The following is a 17,039-nucleotide window of genomic DNA, read 5'->3' on the forward strand; positions in this document are numbered from 1 at the left end:
ATTAAATTCTTTCTAAAACCATTGCACTTGCACCACCACCACCATTACAAATTCCTGCAGCACCAATTTTTGCGTTGTTTTGTTTTAAAATGGATGTTAAAGCAATAATTATTCTTGCCCCAGAAACCCCTAGTGGATGTCCTAAAGAGACAGCACCACCATTTACATTTACTTTATCATCTGTAATATTTAATAATTTCATATTGGCTAGACCAACTATAGAAAAAGCTTCATTTAATTCAAAATAATCTACATCTTCTATGGAGATATTTGCTTTATCTAATGCTTTTGGTAATGCTTTTGCTGGAGCAGTGGTAAACCATTTTGGTTCATGTGCAGCATCTGCATAACTTTTTATTTTTGCCAAAGGCTTTAAGTTTAATTCTTGCGCTTTTTCTAAAGACATTAAAACAAGTGCAGCACCACCATCATTTATTGTGGAAGCATTTGCTGCAGTAACTGTACCTTCTTTGGTAAAAGCAGGTCTTAAAGCAGGTATTTTTTCCATTTTTACGTTCTTGTATTCTTCATCTTCAGAAAAAATAATTGGTTCTCCACGTCTTTGTGGTATTTCGACAGGTATAACTTCGTCTGAGAATTTTCCATTTTTCCATGCTTCAGCAGATCTTTTGTAAGATTGTATGGCATAATTATCTTGATCTTCTCTAGAAAATTTATAAGTGCTTGCACATTCATCTGCACAAACACCCATAGCTACTTTATCATAAGCATCTACTAAGCCATCTTTCTGCATTCCATCTTCCATAGTTATTGGCCCAAATTTAGAGCCATTTCTTGCATGTTGATAATGAGGAATCGAACTCATATTTTCCATACCACCAGCAACTACAATTTCAGCATCACCCAAAGCAATGGTTTGCGCTGCTAACATAATAGATTTCATACCAGAGGCGCAAACTTTATTTATGGTTGTACAGGGTACAGTATCTGGTATGCCAGCATGTATTGCTGCTTGTCTTGCGGGTGCCTGACCTAAACCGGCAGAAACTACATTGCCCATAAATACTTCTTGTACCATATTTGGAGATAAATTAATTTTTTCGAGAGCTCCTTTTATAGCGATTGAACCTAACTTTGTAGCAGGTATAGAAGATAAACTACCCATAAAACTTCCAATTGGAGTTCTTGCAACAGATACTATTACTACTTCTTTCATATATAATGTTTTACTTTAATTTACTTACTTTTTTGCTAAATTAACTAAATTTAATCAATTTTTTAGGGATTCTGTAATTAGTATTTTTAGGCTAAATTTATTTACTGTAAGTTTGTTATTATAACATTTTACATATGAGCAACATCGTAAACAAACTCTATCAAAATAATGCAATTATTTACAAAGTAATTTTGTTTTTAATTACAACAGTTGCTATTGTATATCTTTTTCCAAAAGGAGGGCAGTTTAAATACGATTTTAGCAATGGACAATTATGGAAATACGATAATTTATATGCTCCCTTTGATTTTGCTATTCAAAAAACAGATGAAGAAATTAAAATTGAAAAAAAACAAATAACAGCAAACGCAAAGCTTTATTTTGATTATGATTCTTCTATACCAAATGAAGTTATTAATGTATACAAAAGAAGATTAAGTACTTTAAAACAAAACGATACGCTTACAAAAGAACAAATTCAAGATTTTGAAAAAGTTGGTATTAAAATAATAAATAACGTTTATGAAAATGGTTTTTTAGAGGTTATTAGTCAAGATCGAGTTTCAAACCCTAATGAAGTAGTTGTTGTAAAAAAAGAAAATTTTATAGAGGACGTTTTATTTAAAAACCTATATAATTCTAATGATGTTTTAAAAGAAATAACAAAGGGTTTAGATAATAAAACCGGTGCCTATCCTAATAGTGAAGTTTTTAATTTTTTATCAGAAATAATTACTCCTAATGTAATTTATAATGCCACATTTACAGATAAAATTATAGAAAATGAAATAGAAAATATTTCCTATACAAAGGGTAAAGTATCTTCTGGTGGACTTATAATTTTAAAAGGAGATATTGTAGAAGGAAAAAAACTAGCTATTTTAAACTCCTTAAAAAGCGAATCTGAATCTAAAGTTTGGACAGACTCTAACTATAACTGGATTATTTTCGGATATACAATTCTAGTCGCATTAGCATTATTAATGTTGTTACTTTTTCTACAAATAAATAGATTAGAAATTTATAACAATAACAACAAAGTAACCTTTATCTTTTTTAATGTTTTTATAATGATATTTATACAAACATTGGTTATTAAGTATAATTCAGATTATTTATATGTAGTGCCATTAAGCGTTTTGCCTATAGTGCTAAAAGCTTTTTTTGATGCTAGATTAGGCTTATTTACACACGTTTTAACGGTGTTGTTACTAGGTTATGTAGTTCCAAACAGTTTCGAATTTATATATCTTCATATTATAGCTGGTATTGTTACTATTTTGACTGTTTCAGAACTGTATAAAAGAGCTAATTTATTTATTTCTGTAGCTCAGATTACACTGATCTATATGATAACTTATTTTGCTTTTTCTATAATTAAAGAAGGCAATGCATCACAAATAAACTTAGATTATTTTATTCTTTTTGCCATAAATGGATTGCTTTCTTTTTTAGCAATCATATTAATTTATATTTATGAAAAAGTTTTTGGATTGGTATCTGATGTAACACTTCTAGAACTTTCTAACACAAATACAAAATTATTAAGAGAGTTAAATGAAAAAGCACCTGGTACTTTTCAGCACTCTATGCAAGTAGCAAATTTAGCAGAATCTGCAGCTAACGAAATAGGGGCAAACTCTATGTTGGTTAGAACTGGTGCCTTATACCACGATATTGGAAAAATGGTAAACCCTATGTATTTTATAGAAAACCAAACAACAGACGTAAATCCGCATAACGATTTATCTCCAGAGGATAGTGCAAAAATAATTACAGACCATGTTATAAAAGGGGTGGAGATAGCAAAAAAATATAAATTGCCTGACAGAATTATTGATTTTATTAGAACACATCATGGTACAAGTACTGCATATTATTTTTATATGAAAGAAAAGGAGCAAAACCCAGATGCTGATATTAATATTAAAAAATTTCAATACAAAGGTCCAAATCCATTTTCTAAAGAAACAGCTATTTTAATGATGTGCGATGCTGCAGAAGCTGCCTCTAAAAGTTTAAAAAAACCAACGGCTCAATCAATTAATGACCTCATAGATAGGATTATAGAGAAACAGATGTCAGAAAATCAATTTTTAAATTCAGATATTACTTTTAAAGAGATAGAAACCATAAAAAAAGTAATAAAGAAAAAGTTAATGAACATCTATCATTTGAGGGTAGAATATCCAGAATAAAGAAACTAAAAAAAAATAAAAAAAACTGAAAAACATCTTGGTAAATTGTTTTTCTAATATTACATTTGCACTCGCAATTTTAAGTTCGTTATTTATAATTGAACTTTCGGGAGAGGTGGCAGAGTGGTAATGCAGCAGATTGCTAATCTGTCGACGGGAAACTGTCGCCAGGGTTCGAGTCCCTGTCTCTCCGCTATAAAATTGCACTCGGGGTGTAGCGTAGCCCGGTCATCGCGCCTCGTTTGGGACGAGGAGGTCGCAGGTTCGAATCCTGCCACCCCGACAAAGTTGGTCGTAACAACTTAAAAATTACGGGCTCTTAGCTCAGCTGGATAGAGCACCTCCCTTCTAAGGAGGCGGTCGAAGGTTCGAATCCTTCAGGGCTCACTTAAACCTTCACTTTAATTAGTGGAGGTTTTTTGTTTTCTGTAAATGATTCTTTGTTTTATTGTATGGTCAATTAATTTATAAAAGAAAACGTTCTTTTGAAATAATATTCTTTAATTGATTTTTTTTATCAAAAAAAAAGAGTAACCAAAATTGATTACTCTTATTACGTTTTTAATAAAAAAACGTTTTATAAACTAACTTGTGGGAGTAGTTATCTTTTTGAAATTGTAGAAAATACTTTTAAAGTATCTTGTTTTACAATTTTTGCATTGTCTAAGGTCACTTTAATTACATGCTCTGGGTTAGATACCTGAAAAACATAACTAAATTGTCTGAAAGATGTAATGTGGTAATTTGGAAATTCTTTTTCTACAACAGCTTTATTTGATTCGTAATGCTGTAATTCTGTTTTTACTGGTTGGCAACTTGTTAGTAATACCCCTACAAATGCTAATACAAATAACACTTTTTTCATAATAAATAATTTTTATAAATTTTAATAAAAACTATTATTCTATTTCAAATATAACTCTTAGAGGATTTATATTTAAGTCTTTTTTGAAACTATAATAATAGTACAAAAAATACATATAAAGTAAGGGGTTCTTTAATCTGTATTACAATAAATAATGTTTAAAGGGGAAACATTTTAATTTTATTATAAATTTTAAAAGGGAGTAACAATTATTACTAATTGATGATGCAAATATACATAAAATTATTTCATATTTAAAAAAGAAAAATTATAATTTATTCCTAAATTTATAAAAGTATTACTTAAATTACCACCTTTTGCTTTTACATATCCAATAGAACTTCTTAAGTTTAAGTTGTTATTTATTTGATAATCAGTACCAATACTTGGTTTTATGATAAGGCCTTCCCCAGTGCTAATATTACCACCACCTGCAGCACCTGCTAAAAATTGGCCGAAAAAACGGGTATTAATACCTATAAACTTTTTAGATTTTATTCCTAAACCCACTAAACCTTCTGCATAAGCACCTGCATTTCCAAAGTTTGCAAAAGATGTTTGTCCTGCTACATATAAATGTTTATTTAAATCTAAATTTATTTGTAAAGATATTTGATGCATATCTTCAGTAGGGTTTTCCATTCTTTTTGCATTAAAGTACCAATCTTGCTTTACAATAAAATCTAATCTTTTAAATTTACCTGATTTAAACGTTTTACCTTCAGCTATTGTTCCATTTCTATCTACATAATATTTTAAACCAATACCATAAGAAGATGCAGAAAATAATTGGCTAGGAGTTAACAAGTATCCTTTATTAATGGCCACAAATGTATTTTTAAATATTTTTTGTTCTATAGAAATATCAGGAGAAATCATAAAACCTCCATCTGAATTTACACCACCACCACCTGCAGCACCAACACTAAATTTTGTTAAAATATTAGTTCTATTTTTATTAAAGCTAAAATGATAACCACCACCTAAAAAAACATCCATATAACCTGCTCTAATGCCACTATAAGCACCATCTACTTTAATAAATGCAAACCAATTTTTATTAAAATAATTGGCAAACTCAAAACCAGCTAATCTTATGGTTTTACCTTCAATAATTTCAGCTTGATTAGGTAATCCTTTTGTAACATTTAAGTTGTTTAAATGGACCATTAAAGAGGTTGTTTGTGTGTTTTGTTTCCAGTCAGTTTTATGAAGCTCTCTTAGTTTGTAAACTTTTTCACTTTCAGTATAACTTGCATAATTGTAATCTAAAGGAATTTCTAGAGCTACATTTAATTGATTTCCTTTAATTAATCCATCATCAAAAAAGTTTACATAACTCCAACCCGTATTTAAAGAAAAATATTTAAAATGATATCCTAAATTAAAATGAGGCAAAATGAAAGCTCCACCACCATCAGGTGCGCCAGCTCCACCACCACCACCAAAATGGAAACCAGTGTCTAAATATAATTTTTCGGTTAAAAATTTTTTGTATCCAGCATTTACTCCTAAAGTAAAAAAACCACCTCTTTTTCCTGAAACAGCGCCATATATACCTAAACCCGTGTAAAAAGATTTATTTAAAAATAGATTATAATGTATACCTGCAAAACCCATATTAGGTTCATTAGCAATATTAAATTCTGGCATATCTATCGAAAGAACATCTATTTTTGCGAACCCTTTTTGTGTTTTTTTATTTGGAAGTATTTCGTTTTGAGAAACTAAAACTTGACTTGTTAGAATTGAAATAATTAAAAGAAAAAATTTTTTCACGAAATGGATTTTTAAATGATTTTTTACAAAGATAAATTATCTTTTTTCAATACTAATAATTACTGTTTTAGAAGCTGGTGTATTACTTGTATGTGCAACGCTATTTATTGGCACTAATACATTTGCTTCTGGAAAATAAGTGGCTGTACATTTTTCAGGAATGTCATAAGCAACTACTAAAAAGCCTTTTGCAATTCTCTCTTCATTATTAAAATAACTCTTTAAATCTACCAAATCTAAAGGATTTAATTGCTGCTTTTTCATGTCTTCAGCATTCATAAAAATAATTCTTCTCTCGTTTAAAACTCCTCTATATCTATCATTTAAACCGTAAATTGTAGTGTTGTATTGGTCATGTGTTCTTATGGTCATCATTATAAACTGGTTTTCTTTTAGTTTTATATCTGATGGTATATTTAATGTAAAATTAGCTTTACCTGTTTTTGTAGGTTTAAAATTATTTTCTCTTGCGTTGTTGGGTAAATAAAAGCCTCCCTTTTTTCTAACTCTTTCGTTATAACTTTTAAAACCAGGAATTACTTTTTCTATTTTGTTACGAATTAAATCATAATTTGATATAAGCTCTGTCCAATTTACTTTTGTATTTTTAAATGTTGCATTTGCTAAACCAGCTACAATTGCTGGTTCACTTAATAAATGTTCTGAAACAGGTGATAGATGACCTTGAGATTTTTGCACAACTCCCATAGAGTTTTCTACAGTAATAAATTGCTCGCCGGAAACTTGATGGTCTTTTTCTGAGCGTCCTAAACAGGGTAATATTAATGCTTTTTTACCATGAATTAAATGACTTCTATTTAGCTTTGTAGATACATGAACCGTCAATTGACAATTTTGTAATGCTTTGGCTGTGTAATTTGTATCTGGTGTTGCAGAAACAAAATTACCACCCATTCCAAAAAATATTTTTGCTTTTTTTTGATGCATAGCTTCTATGCATTCTACCACATCAAAACCATGTTTTCTTGGCGATTGAAAATGAAAAGTATCATCTAATTTATCTAAAAACTGTTTCGGCATTTTTTCCCAAATACCCATAGTTCTATCTCCTTGAACATTAGAATGACCTCGAACAGGACAAGTACCAGCACCTTTTTTACCTATACTACCTTTTAATAGTAAAATATTTACAAGTTCTCTTATATTATCTACAGAGTTTTTATGTTGCGTTAAACCCATTGCCCAACAGATAATTATATTATCATTATCGATAATCATTTTTGTGGCTTGTTCTATTTTATCTAAAGTTAACCCTGTTTGAGGAAGTAAATCTTCTATTTTGTAACTGTCTAAATCTGCAAGCATTTCTTCTAAACCAACAGTTTTTTCTTCAATAAATTCATGATTAAATACTTTACCAGGGTTTTCTGTCTCTTTTTCTTTCATCAATTTTAAGATGATTTTTAGCAAAGCAACATCACCGTTAATTTTTACTTGCAAAAATAAATCAGTTAAATCTTGCCCAGAACCTATCCATTTTAATGGATTTTGTGGGTCTTTAAAATTCATTAAACCGACTTCTGGTAGTGGGTTTATAGTAATAATTTTACCACCTCTTTTTTTTGTTTCTCCCAAAGCTGTTAGCATTCTTGGGTGATTTGTGCCTGGGTTTTGCCCAATAACAATTACCAAATCTGCATGGTTAAAATCATCGAGTGTTACAGAACCTTTACCAATACCTAAAGTTTCGGAAAGTGCAGCTCCACTAGATTCATGACACATATTAGAACAATCTGGTAAATTATTTGTGCCAAATTGACGAACAAAAAGTTGATACAAAAAAGCGGCTTCGTTACTTGTTCTTCCCGAAGTATAAAAAATGGCTTCGTCTGGAGTTTCTAAAGAATTTAATTCTTTGCCAATTAGATTAAAAGCATCATCCCAAGAAATTTCTTCATAATTATTTTTACCTTCAGGTAAATACATTGGATTTGTAATTCTGCCACTTTTACCCAATTCAAAATCAGACCATTTAGACATTTCTGAAACAGAATTTGTGGCAAAAAACATCGGAGATACTTTGTTTTTCGTAGCTTCTTCTGCCACAGCTTTTGCACCATTTTCGCAATATTCTGCTAAAAAAGCTCGTTTTGCATCTGGATCTGGCCATGCACAACCTGGGCAGTCAAAACCATCATATTGATTTAAATTTTTTAAAAGTTTTATTCCTTTTAAAACACCAACTTCATCTTTAATATGTGTTAATGCAGATTTAATTGCTTTAACACCCACCGAAGTTTTGGGTACTTCCGTTAATTTTATACCTGTTAATTTTTCTGGTGGTTGTGGATTCATTTCTTTTGACATGGCTTTATTTTTTTAAGGAGGATGCATTTGCATAAACCGTCATTTTAGAATCTCTGGTAAAACCAATTAAGCAGATACCAAATTCCTTTGCAAAATCGATTGCTAAAGAAGAGCAAGCAGAAACTGCTACAATTATGGGGATTTTTGCAATAAATGCTTTTGATACAATTTCGTAAGAAACTCTGCCACTTACTAATAAATAGGTTGCTTCTTTTAGGTTTTTATTTTCTAACAATTCACCTATCGTTTTATCTACAGCATTGTGGCGTCCTATATCTTCTTTAATAGAAAGTAGTTGATTATTTTTATTAAAAATAGCTGCAGCGTGACTGCCTCCTGTTGCTTTAAAAGTATTTTGTAAACTACTCATTTCACTAAACATATCCTTAATTTCTAATATAGATATTTCTGTTTTTGATGATAGTTTTTCTCCGCTAACTTGTAGGTCTTTTAGCTCTTTTTTACCACAAATACCACAAGAAGAAACAGATAACAAAGTTCTCTTATTTAAATAACCATTACCCAACTGCTCTTTTGGTATTTCTATATTTATAATGGCGGGAATATTGTTTTCCTCTTCTTCTATGCTCCATTTAAAGCTATCTTTATTCTTAAAAATATCTTCTGCATATAACAATCCTCTTATCAAATCGATATCGTTATTTGGAGTTCTCATAACAACAGTATAGGGTGTGTTGTTAATATTTATTTGCAAAGCAGCTTCTACAACAATATTATCTAAAGTAAGTTGTTGTAATTGATGGTTAATTTTTAATCCTTGGTAAGTGTTTGTTTGCATAAAATACAATAAGTGTATATACAAACTTAACAAAAAGAAGTGTAGTATAAAAAAAACAAAAGTCTTAGAAAATTATCTAAGACTTTTCTAAGTGTTTTATACCCCTAATAATAAAACACCTAAATGTTGAGCAAATATATTATTGTTAATTTAAAATGTTAATTTTCAGGATATTAGTTATTAACAAATTTTTCAAAATTGACTATTTTAAATTGTTAACAACTACGTTAATTTATTGCAAATCAAAACTATAGACTTGTTTTTGTTGTTAGTTGTACAGAAGATAAATATATGACCACCTTCTTTAATTTTTGTCTCTTTTCTTATTTGAGCTACCGTTTTTTGGAAATTTCTAGTAGTAATATTTGCTTTTTGATTGCTAATTAATTTTTTAATATTCTTTTTATCGTAAGGAATATAATGTTCTATTTTAAAACTTCTACCTGGAAAATCTATAATTTTATTAGAAGTGTAAAGATGCGAATGTTTTTGTAATTTAAACGCATCAAAATATTTTGTAATTTCATGAAAAGCACCTGCCTTTAATAAGGCTGCATTGGGTTCATAAATATACTCTAAAGGCTCACTATAAATAGATTCAGAAGCTTCTAAATATTTAAAATTAAATTTTTCTAAAGTTTCTTTTTTGAAATTGATAGTCTTTATATCTATGGTATCTGAATAATTCTTTTCTAAAAGAAAAAGAAGTTCTTTTACTTCGTTGTTTACAGCAACAACGTGTACTTCTTTTACTTTTTTTAATTCTTTAATAGTTTGTGAAATATCTAAAATTGGTGAAGTTTTAATAAGGATATTTTTAGCCCTGGTAAATAAAAAATCAATTTTTGGTGGTACTTGTGGCTGACAGTCTTTTAATAAAAAAACTTTACCTTTTATATTATCTCTTCTTGATGGGTCTATATAAATACAATCAAATAAGGTGTTGTTTTCTTTTAAATAATTAACGCCATTTCCAGCAATGGTTTTTATATTTTTTGTTTTTAACTGTTGATAATTGTAGCTAACAATTTCTGAAAGTTCTTTATTAATTTCACAGTGAATTACCTCTTTGAATTGTTTAGAAAAATAAAAACAATCTACACCCAATCCACCTGTAAGATCAATAATTTTATCACCAGAAATAATGTTTGCTTTGTATTTTGCAGTAATTTCCGAACTAGTTTGCTCTACACTAAGTTTAGCTGGATAATAAATATTAGGTGTTTGAAACCATGTGGGGAGTTTATTTTTAGATTTTTGTTTGGCTAAAATTTGATTCGCCAATTCTTGAACTGTAATATCAGAAAAAGGACTTCCTTTTAAGATTATTTTGGTAATATCTGTTTTTAAATTATGATGTATAAACGCTTGTACATCGTCTTTTAAAATAGCTAAATTCAAGATTTTAAATATTTTTCGTTAGAGATTTTACTATTTTATTTTCTGATAAAAATTCTTTTAAAATTACTTTTAACGCTGTATAAAGTGGTACAGCAGTAATCATACCAACAATACCAAATAACAAGCCACCAATAATGATAATTAAAAATATTTCTAAAGGATGAGATTTGGTAGTTTTAGAAAAAATAACTGGCTGACTAACAAAATTATCGACAAGTTGTGCTATAAAATAACCTATCATTACATAAATAGTTGTTGGTAAAATTTCTGTTTGAAAATCTAACCCAATATTGCTTGTCATGGAAAGAAATAACATAATTACTGCCCCAATTAAAGGGCCAACATAAGGTATTAAATTTAACAAAGCACATAAAAATGCAATTACTACAGCGTTGTTGATACCAAAAATTAGTAAAATAATGGTGTATAAAACAAACAGAATAGTAATTTGTATGATTAAGCCAATAAAATATCTAGAAAGTAAATCGTTAATGGTTTCTAAAGACTTAGAGAACCTGCCTTCTGTTTTATTCGGTATTAAAACCATGACACCATTTTTTAGCAAATGACTATCTTTCATAAAGAAAAAGGAGATAAAAAGTACAGAAAATAAGCCAACACTTAAAGAGCCAACTGTACCCAAAACATAGTTTAATAAATTAGGTATTTCTTTAAATTGTGATGCAAAATCTACATTTTTTAATTCGCTTAAAACATCTATGCCTCTTGCTGAAAAATAAGCTGTTATTTGATTAAAAATATTTTGTATGTTTTGTTGTAATTCATCTACCTGTAAAAGCGATAAACTTTTGCCTTGTTCTGTAATTAAAGGTATAAATAGTATAATTACGCCTGTAATAATCCCTAAAAATAGCAGCATTGTTGTAACTACTGCTATTGTATTTGGAAACTTTAGCTTTCGTCTAAAAAATAGAATAATAGGTCTTGCAATTAAAGATAGTATTGCAGCAATAATAATGTAAATAATTACAGATTGAATTTTTAAAAGAAAATATCCTAATAAAAAAACACCTAATATAATGGCTATTGCCCTTAAAATTCCGTTTGCTATTATTTTTGCTGTCATTTAATTATAACCTTTAACTTCGCCCATACTTAATTTTCCGCCATTTCCAAAAGTATGGTTGGTTGGTAATAAAGCACCACTTTCTGTAGTAATCCAATCTTCCCAAGTTGCTGGTGTGCCATTCATTCTGCCGTTTTTTAAATACATTTTATAACTTTTTGGAACGTAGGTTGAGTCTAAAATCCATACATAAGAGTCTCCAGGAGTAGTTCCTCCACTGGTATATGTTACCCTTAATGCTTTTTTATCATCAATTTGTTCTAATGTTCTAACCACACCATTATCAAATAATTTATGAGGAGCTACCAACCAGAAAGAATCATTATTAAAAATATCCCAAGCCCTTTTTACAATTTTATTTGGTGTGTTATTTTGTAGTTTTTCATTAAAATAGACGGTGCTTTTTAGAGTATCTGCAGGATGTAAATTTACACGAATGGTATCCCAAGATACATCTACAATATTTTTTTCTTTGTCCCATTTAAAATGTCTTCTTCCACCAAAACTCCATTCTATATAACGGGTGTTTTTATAAGCTTGATGATTGATTGCTTTTAGAATTTTATTCGCTAAAGTATTTGCATTTTGGTTGTAGGCTTTTACGTTACCCATTGAAATTTCTAAACCAAATAATGATAATTTGTGTTTTGTCGGTAGTTTTATTCCTGTTTCTGTGTTTTTCCAATCAGACCAAGTGGCGGTAACTCCGCCAATAGGAATAATTTTAGTCCACATTTTATAGGAAAAAGGGAAGTAGTTTTCATCTAAAATCCAGAGGTAAGAATCTCCAGGAGTTGAGCCACCAGAAGTGTAGGTTATTAATAATGCATCTTTACCTTTATGTTTTACAATTCGTCTTTCTGTACCTTTATCAAAAATTTTATAAGGAGCTACCAACCAGAAAGAATCATTATTAAAATACTCTTTTGCTTGGTTAATAAAATCTTTATTCTCCGTTTTGTTTCCGTTTACAAAAAGGGTCGATTTTTCTAACGATTTTGTGTCTAAAATTACTTTTTTATCATCCCAAGAGACGTGTACAATATTTTCTTGCTTAAACCATTTGTAATAATGTGCGTTTCTAAAACTCCATTCAATAACCTCAGTATTTTCATAAGCATCTCCATGTAAGGCATTTATCATTTTTATGGCCAAAGCATCTGCTTCTTTTCCTGTTTCACCTTCAGGGAGTGCTTCGTTTTTAACAAAATAAAAAATTATTGCTCCAACAAATAGTACTAATACAATGTAAGCTAAGATTTTAAAAAACTTTTTCATAAATAAAAAATGATAAATTAGAATGTAAATTTATCATTTTTAAATAAACTATGATTTATTTTGGTGATAATAATCTAAAACATGTTGTGGAATTGCCATTTTTTTTGGCTTCCCATGATCTGCAATTGGGTGAGTTGCCACTTGTTTTATGGGGATTAGACCAGCCCAAACCTCTAAATTATAATCTTCAGGTTCATCTACAACACCTACATCTCTAATTTTTGCAGAAGCACTTTCAATAGTCATTTCTACTACTAAAGTTCTTTCAAATTCTTCTGGGGTCATTTCACGAATTCCATCCCATCTACCTTTCATCATGTGTTCCATAAAACAGAACAAAGCTTCGTTTTTTTCCTCTTTATTGCTAATTTCTTTTACACTACCAAATAGTGTTGCAGATCTATAATTTACAGAATGATGAAAACCTGAACGCGCTAAAACCAGAGCATCTAAATGCATAACAGTCATACTCATTTCTGTGGCTTTTAAAAGCGAAGTTAACATTCTATTGGCTGTAGAACCGTGTAAAATAATGGTATTATTTTTTCTACCATAAGCCATTGGTATTGTAATAGATTTACCATCAAAAACATAACCTACATAGCCAATAAAACCAGCATCTAAGATTGCGTTTATTTTATCAATATCATAAGTAGCCCTTTTTGCACCTCTTTTTACTCTGTTTATTTTTGTTTTTTGATATTCTTTCATTTTTTTATTTTTAATAAAATCTAACTTTTATTATTTCTATACTTCTTCTATTATTGATTGTCCTTCTGATTGATCTCCAGATGTCCATTGCCAATTTTCATGAAGTCTGATTTTTCCATTTTCAAGAATTTCCGGTTTTGATTTACATATTCCTGTCATTAGTTTGTTTTTGTTATTTATTTGGTGATAACGTATATCTATATTACCATCTTCGTCAATAATACCAATGAGTTGCCCTTTTTTTATTTGACCACCTGAGTAATCAGACGTTATAATGTTTCCAACTTGTTGATATATAAAAACAGTCTTGTTTGATGTTTCTCCATTTTCTGAATTTAAAATTGGTCTAAATTTTTTTCCATTATAATTAATCATCTGTTTTTGTTTTATGTCTTTTACTTGATTTAAAACGATATGTTTGAGAAATCTTAATAACAATGTTCATAATTGGTCCTAAGCTCTTGCATAATTTTTATTTATAATACTCATATTGTATGTAGACCAATATTTGCTTCCAATTTTTGTGTTTTCTATTAACAATCCTTCAATTTTAAACCCACATTTTTGGTAGCATTTTATGGCATTTTTATTAAAATCATATACACCTAAATCTATTCTGTGTAAGTTCATTTCTTCAAAACCTACTCTTACTAACTCATTAACTATTAAAGTACCATAACCTTTATTTCTTGCTTTTTTACTACCCACTAAAACTCTACAAATTCTTGCACTTTTGCTTCTTTTATTAATGTTGTTTAATTCTGCATGACCAATTATTTCGTTAGAATTTGTATCCATAACTTTATAAATAACTCTATTAGGCTGTTGCGTGTATTCGTCTAATTGTGATTTAGTTATGGGGAATCTAAAAATGGTAGCACTAAAAACATACATTAAATACTCAGAATCAATCCAGTTGATTAACCTCTCATAATCTGATTCTCTAAATGGTTGTAATGTTATCATTATTGATGAATTTGTTTAACCAAAATTAGTATATTTATGGACTGTTGTAATCATCCAGAATTAAAATAATTAATAGTCCAGATAATGTTTCTAAATAAAACAACTTTTAAATTAGATAGAAAAAGTAAGCAAGCATTGTATTTGCAACTAGCAAACACATTTATAGAGTTGATTAAAAATAGAAAATTATTACCAAAAACAAAATTGCCAAGTAGCAGGGCTTTGGCAGAAAACTTAAACGTACATAGAAAAACAGTGGTAGCTTGTTACGAAGAACTATCGTTACAAGGTTGGGTAGAAAGCATCGCCAAAAAAGGAACTTTTGTAAATGCAAATTTACCAGAATTAAAGGCTCAAAATTTTATTACAGATGATAATAAAAATGCAAATCGTACAGGTTTTAATTTTTACAAGAATAAAGATTTTACAAGAATAAGTCCACAATTTAAAGATGAATTTATGTATTTAAATGATGGTATTTCTGATGCAAGATTAACACCAACTGAAGATATTGCAAGAATTTACAGGAGAATTTGTAGTAGAAAACATATTTATAAAGATATGTCTTATGGTTCTTTATTTGGCAACGAAAAATTACGAAAAACTTTGGCAAACTATTTAAATAAAACAAGAGGTTTGTCAGTTTTTTATGAGCAAATTTTAATTACAAGAGGTAGTCAAATGGGGATTTTTTTGGCGTCTAAACTACTTTTAAAAACAGATGATATTGTTGTTGTAGGAGAAACCAATTACGCATCTGCAGATAGTACATTTTTAGAAAGAGAAGCTAAATTAAATAGAGTTTCTGTAGATGAAAACGGACTAGTAACTAAAGAAATAGAAGAAATTTGTAAAAAACACCCAATTAATGCAGTCTATGTTACTTCACATCATCATCACCCAACTACAGTAACACTATCTGCAGAACGAAGGATTCATTTACTAAACTTAGCAAAAACTTACAATTTTGCCATTATTGAAGATGATTACGATTACGATTTTAATTACAATCATTCGCCAATTTTACCTTTAGCAAGTCATGATATTAATGGTAATGTAATTTATATTGGTTCTGTTTGTAAAACAGTAGCACCTGTTTTTAGAGTAGGTTATTTAATTGCGTCTAAAGAGTTTGTAAATGAAGCTGCAAATCAAAGAAGGTTTATAGATAGGCAAGGAGATGCTTTACTAGAACTTACTTTTGAAGAGTTTATTAAAAATGGCGATTTAGATAGACATATTAAAAAAGTAATGAAGGTTTATAAAACGAGAAGAGATATTTTTTGTCAACTATTAAAAGAAAGGTTTCAAGGTGTTTTTCAGTTCGAAATACCAAAAGGAGGGTTGGCAGTTTGGTTAATTTTACATAAAAAATATTCTTGGAGTAATATTGCAAAAATTGCAAGAAAGTATCAATTAGAAATAGGAGAGTGGCAACGTTATGATTCTGCTAAAACAAGGCACAATGCCATAAGAATAGGTTTTGCAACATATAGTGAAAAAGAAATTTATGAATTGATTCATAGACTTTCTAAAACAATATTAGAAGTTAAAAGTCTGGAAAAATCTTTATAAACTTTTTAGGTAATTTTATAGAAACAGAAATATTTTCTTTGGTAAACGGATGTTCGAATTCTAATTTTGCAGCATGTAAATACAATCCTTTTCCTTTTAAGATTAATTCAGTTTTACCATAATTTTTATCTCCTAAAATTTGATGACCAATACCTGCTAAGTGTTTTCTTAATTGATGCTTTCTGCCTGTTTTTGGTTGTAATTCAACTAAGTTTAAATACTCAAAACGTTCTGACTTTACTGCTTTTAAAACCTTAAATTCAGTTGAAGCATCTTTTTTGTCAATCTTAAAATTGATGGTTCCTCCTGAACACATGTTGCCAATTGTAATTGCGTAATATGTTTTTTGGATTTCTTTTTGTTTAAATAATTCACTTAATTTTTGAATAGCTGAACTCGTTTTTCCAATTAACAACAAACCACTTGTTGGGTAATCTAACCTGTGAATGGGTTGAGGTTTTACTGCATCCTGCTGATTACTTTTTTGTAAGTTTTGTGGAAGGGCATTTGCAATGGTTACAAACTTGTTTCCACTAACTAAAAGTCCTGCTGGTTTATAGATAACAGCTAAATAATCATCTTCGAATAAAAGTTCTAAATCTAATTTTAATCGTTTAAAAGTTAATGAATTTTTGGATTCCAACAACTCAATTTTTTCACCTCCAGAAATATATTTAGATGTTGTTGTTAAATTACCATCAATATAAATTAGCTTTTTTTTGATCGCTTTTTTAATTGCAGATTTTGTGGAAATTGTATTAAAAATTCCAACTCCATATTCTTGAAAACGAATTGGTTTTTCTTGTTTTGTAGCAATATGTATTTCAACTATTTTCATTTTAAGAATAAAAAATAATTCCCACAAAAGTGGGAAT

At 29.2% G+C, this 17,039-nt stretch carries 14 protein-coding genes and 3 tRNA genes; 5 read left to right on the forward strand and 12 right to left on the reverse strand.

The annotated features are described in order from the left end of the window. Position 1: 1 nt before the first annotated feature. A complete protein-coding gene (locus ACTG3S_RS03390; protein WP_439127967.1) occupies positions 2–1,177 on the reverse strand; it encodes an acetyl-CoA C-acyltransferase in 1,176 nt (391 codons plus the stop codon). A gap of 134 nt (positions 1,178–1,311) precedes the next feature. Between ACTG3S_RS03390 and ACTG3S_RS03395 the strand changes: the two genes are divergently transcribed. The 4 genes from ACTG3S_RS03395 to ACTG3S_RS03410 all read left to right on the forward strand — a co-directional run bounded on the left by ACTG3S_RS03395 (position 1,312) and on the right by ACTG3S_RS03410 (position 3,762). Continuing rightward, complete coding sequence (locus tag ACTG3S_RS03395; protein ID WP_439127968.1) at positions 1,312–3,375, forward strand: HD family phosphohydrolase; 2,064 nt, start codon at positions 1,312–1,314, stop codon at positions 3,373–3,375. Positions 3,376–3,484: 109 nt separating this feature from the next. Then, positions 3,485–3,568 (forward strand) — tRNA-Ser (locus tag ACTG3S_RS03400). A 15-nt stretch (positions 3,569–3,583) separates the two neighbouring features. Further along, positions 3,584–3,658 (forward strand) — tRNA-Pro (locus ACTG3S_RS03405). Between the two features lie 30 nt (positions 3,659–3,688). Further along, positions 3,689–3,762 (forward strand) — tRNA-Arg (locus ACTG3S_RS03410). A 214-nt stretch (positions 3,763–3,976) separates the two neighbouring features. Here the strand turns inward: ACTG3S_RS03410 and ACTG3S_RS03415 are convergent. From ACTG3S_RS03415 to ACTG3S_RS03460, 10 genes are all read right to left on the reverse strand, one after another. Then, complete coding sequence (locus ACTG3S_RS03415) at positions 3,977–4,240, reverse strand: hypothetical protein (RefSeq protein WP_439127969.1); 264 nt, start codon at positions 4,238–4,240, stop codon at positions 3,977–3,979. Positions 4,241–4,483: 243 nt separating this feature from the next. Beyond that, entirely contained in the window at positions 4,484–6,019 is a 1,536-nt protein-coding gene (locus tag ACTG3S_RS03420) for a hypothetical protein (RefSeq protein ID WP_439127970.1), read from the reverse strand. Positions 6,020–6,055: 36 nt separating this feature from the next. Beyond that, positions 6,056–8,347, reverse strand: coding sequence for an FdhF/YdeP family oxidoreductase (locus ACTG3S_RS03425; protein ID WP_439127971.1), 2,292 nt, complete (start codon positions 8,345–8,347; stop codon positions 6,056–6,058). Between the two features lie 4 nt (positions 8,348–8,351). Then, positions 8,352–9,146 carry a formate dehydrogenase accessory sulfurtransferase FdhD gene (gene fdhD, locus ACTG3S_RS03430; protein ID WP_439127972.1) on the reverse strand — a complete coding sequence of 265 codons (795 nt, stop codon included), beginning with the start codon at positions 9,144–9,146 and terminating at the stop codon, positions 8,352–8,354. Positions 9,147–9,368: 222 nt separating this feature from the next. After that, positions 9,369–10,547 (reverse strand): class I SAM-dependent methyltransferase, encoded by a 1,179-nt coding sequence (locus tag ACTG3S_RS03435; RefSeq protein ID WP_439127973.1) that lies wholly within the window; start codon positions 10,545–10,547, stop codon positions 9,369–9,371. 4 nt (positions 10,548–10,551) lie between these two features. Then, the gene (locus ACTG3S_RS03440) at positions 10,552–11,634 is read right to left on the reverse strand and encodes an AI-2E family transporter (protein WP_439127974.1); all 1,083 of its coding nucleotides are present in this window, start codon (positions 11,632–11,634) and stop codon (positions 10,552–10,554) included. Beyond that, positions 11,635–12,912 (reverse strand): hypothetical protein, encoded by a 1,278-nt coding sequence (locus ACTG3S_RS03445; RefSeq protein WP_439127975.1) that lies wholly within the window; start codon positions 12,910–12,912, stop codon positions 11,635–11,637. A 48-nt stretch (positions 12,913–12,960) separates the two neighbouring features. Further along, the gene (locus ACTG3S_RS03450) at positions 12,961–13,623 is read right to left on the reverse strand and encodes a pyridoxamine 5'-phosphate oxidase family protein (RefSeq protein WP_439127976.1); all 663 of its coding nucleotides are present in this window, start codon (positions 13,621–13,623) and stop codon (positions 12,961–12,963) included. A gap of 36 nt (positions 13,624–13,659) precedes the next feature. Further along, positions 13,660–13,998, reverse strand: coding sequence for a n-acetylglutamate synthase (locus ACTG3S_RS03455; protein ID WP_439127977.1), 339 nt, complete (start codon positions 13,996–13,998; stop codon positions 13,660–13,662). A 78-nt stretch (positions 13,999–14,076) separates the two neighbouring features. Next, on the reverse strand, positions 14,077–14,589 hold the full coding sequence (locus tag ACTG3S_RS03460; protein WP_439127978.1) for a GNAT family N-acetyltransferase: 513 nt from the start codon (positions 14,587–14,589) through the stop codon (positions 14,077–14,079). Positions 14,590–14,673: 84 nt separating this feature from the next. On the opposite strand from ACTG3S_RS03460, the gene ACTG3S_RS03465 reads away from it, so the two are divergent. Next, on the forward strand, positions 14,674–16,164 hold the full coding sequence (locus tag ACTG3S_RS03465) for a PLP-dependent aminotransferase family protein (RefSeq protein ID WP_439127979.1): 1,491 nt from the start codon (positions 14,674–14,676) through the stop codon (positions 16,162–16,164). Here ACTG3S_RS03465 and ACTG3S_RS03470 read toward each other — a convergent pair. Continuing rightward, positions 16,139–17,002: an RluA family pseudouridine synthase gene (locus ACTG3S_RS03470; RefSeq protein WP_439127980.1), complete on the reverse strand. Its 864-nt coding sequence runs from the start codon at positions 17,000–17,002 to the stop codon at positions 16,139–16,141. The two genes, ACTG3S_RS03465 and ACTG3S_RS03470, sit on opposite strands and share 26 nt — an antisense overlap. Between the last annotated feature and the right edge of the window lie 37 nt (positions 17,003–17,039).

Origin of the sequence: Polaribacter sp., assembly GCF_965656025.1 — a bacterium.
GTDB lineage: Bacteria > Bacteroidota > Bacteroidia > Flavobacteriales > Flavobacteriaceae > Polaribacter.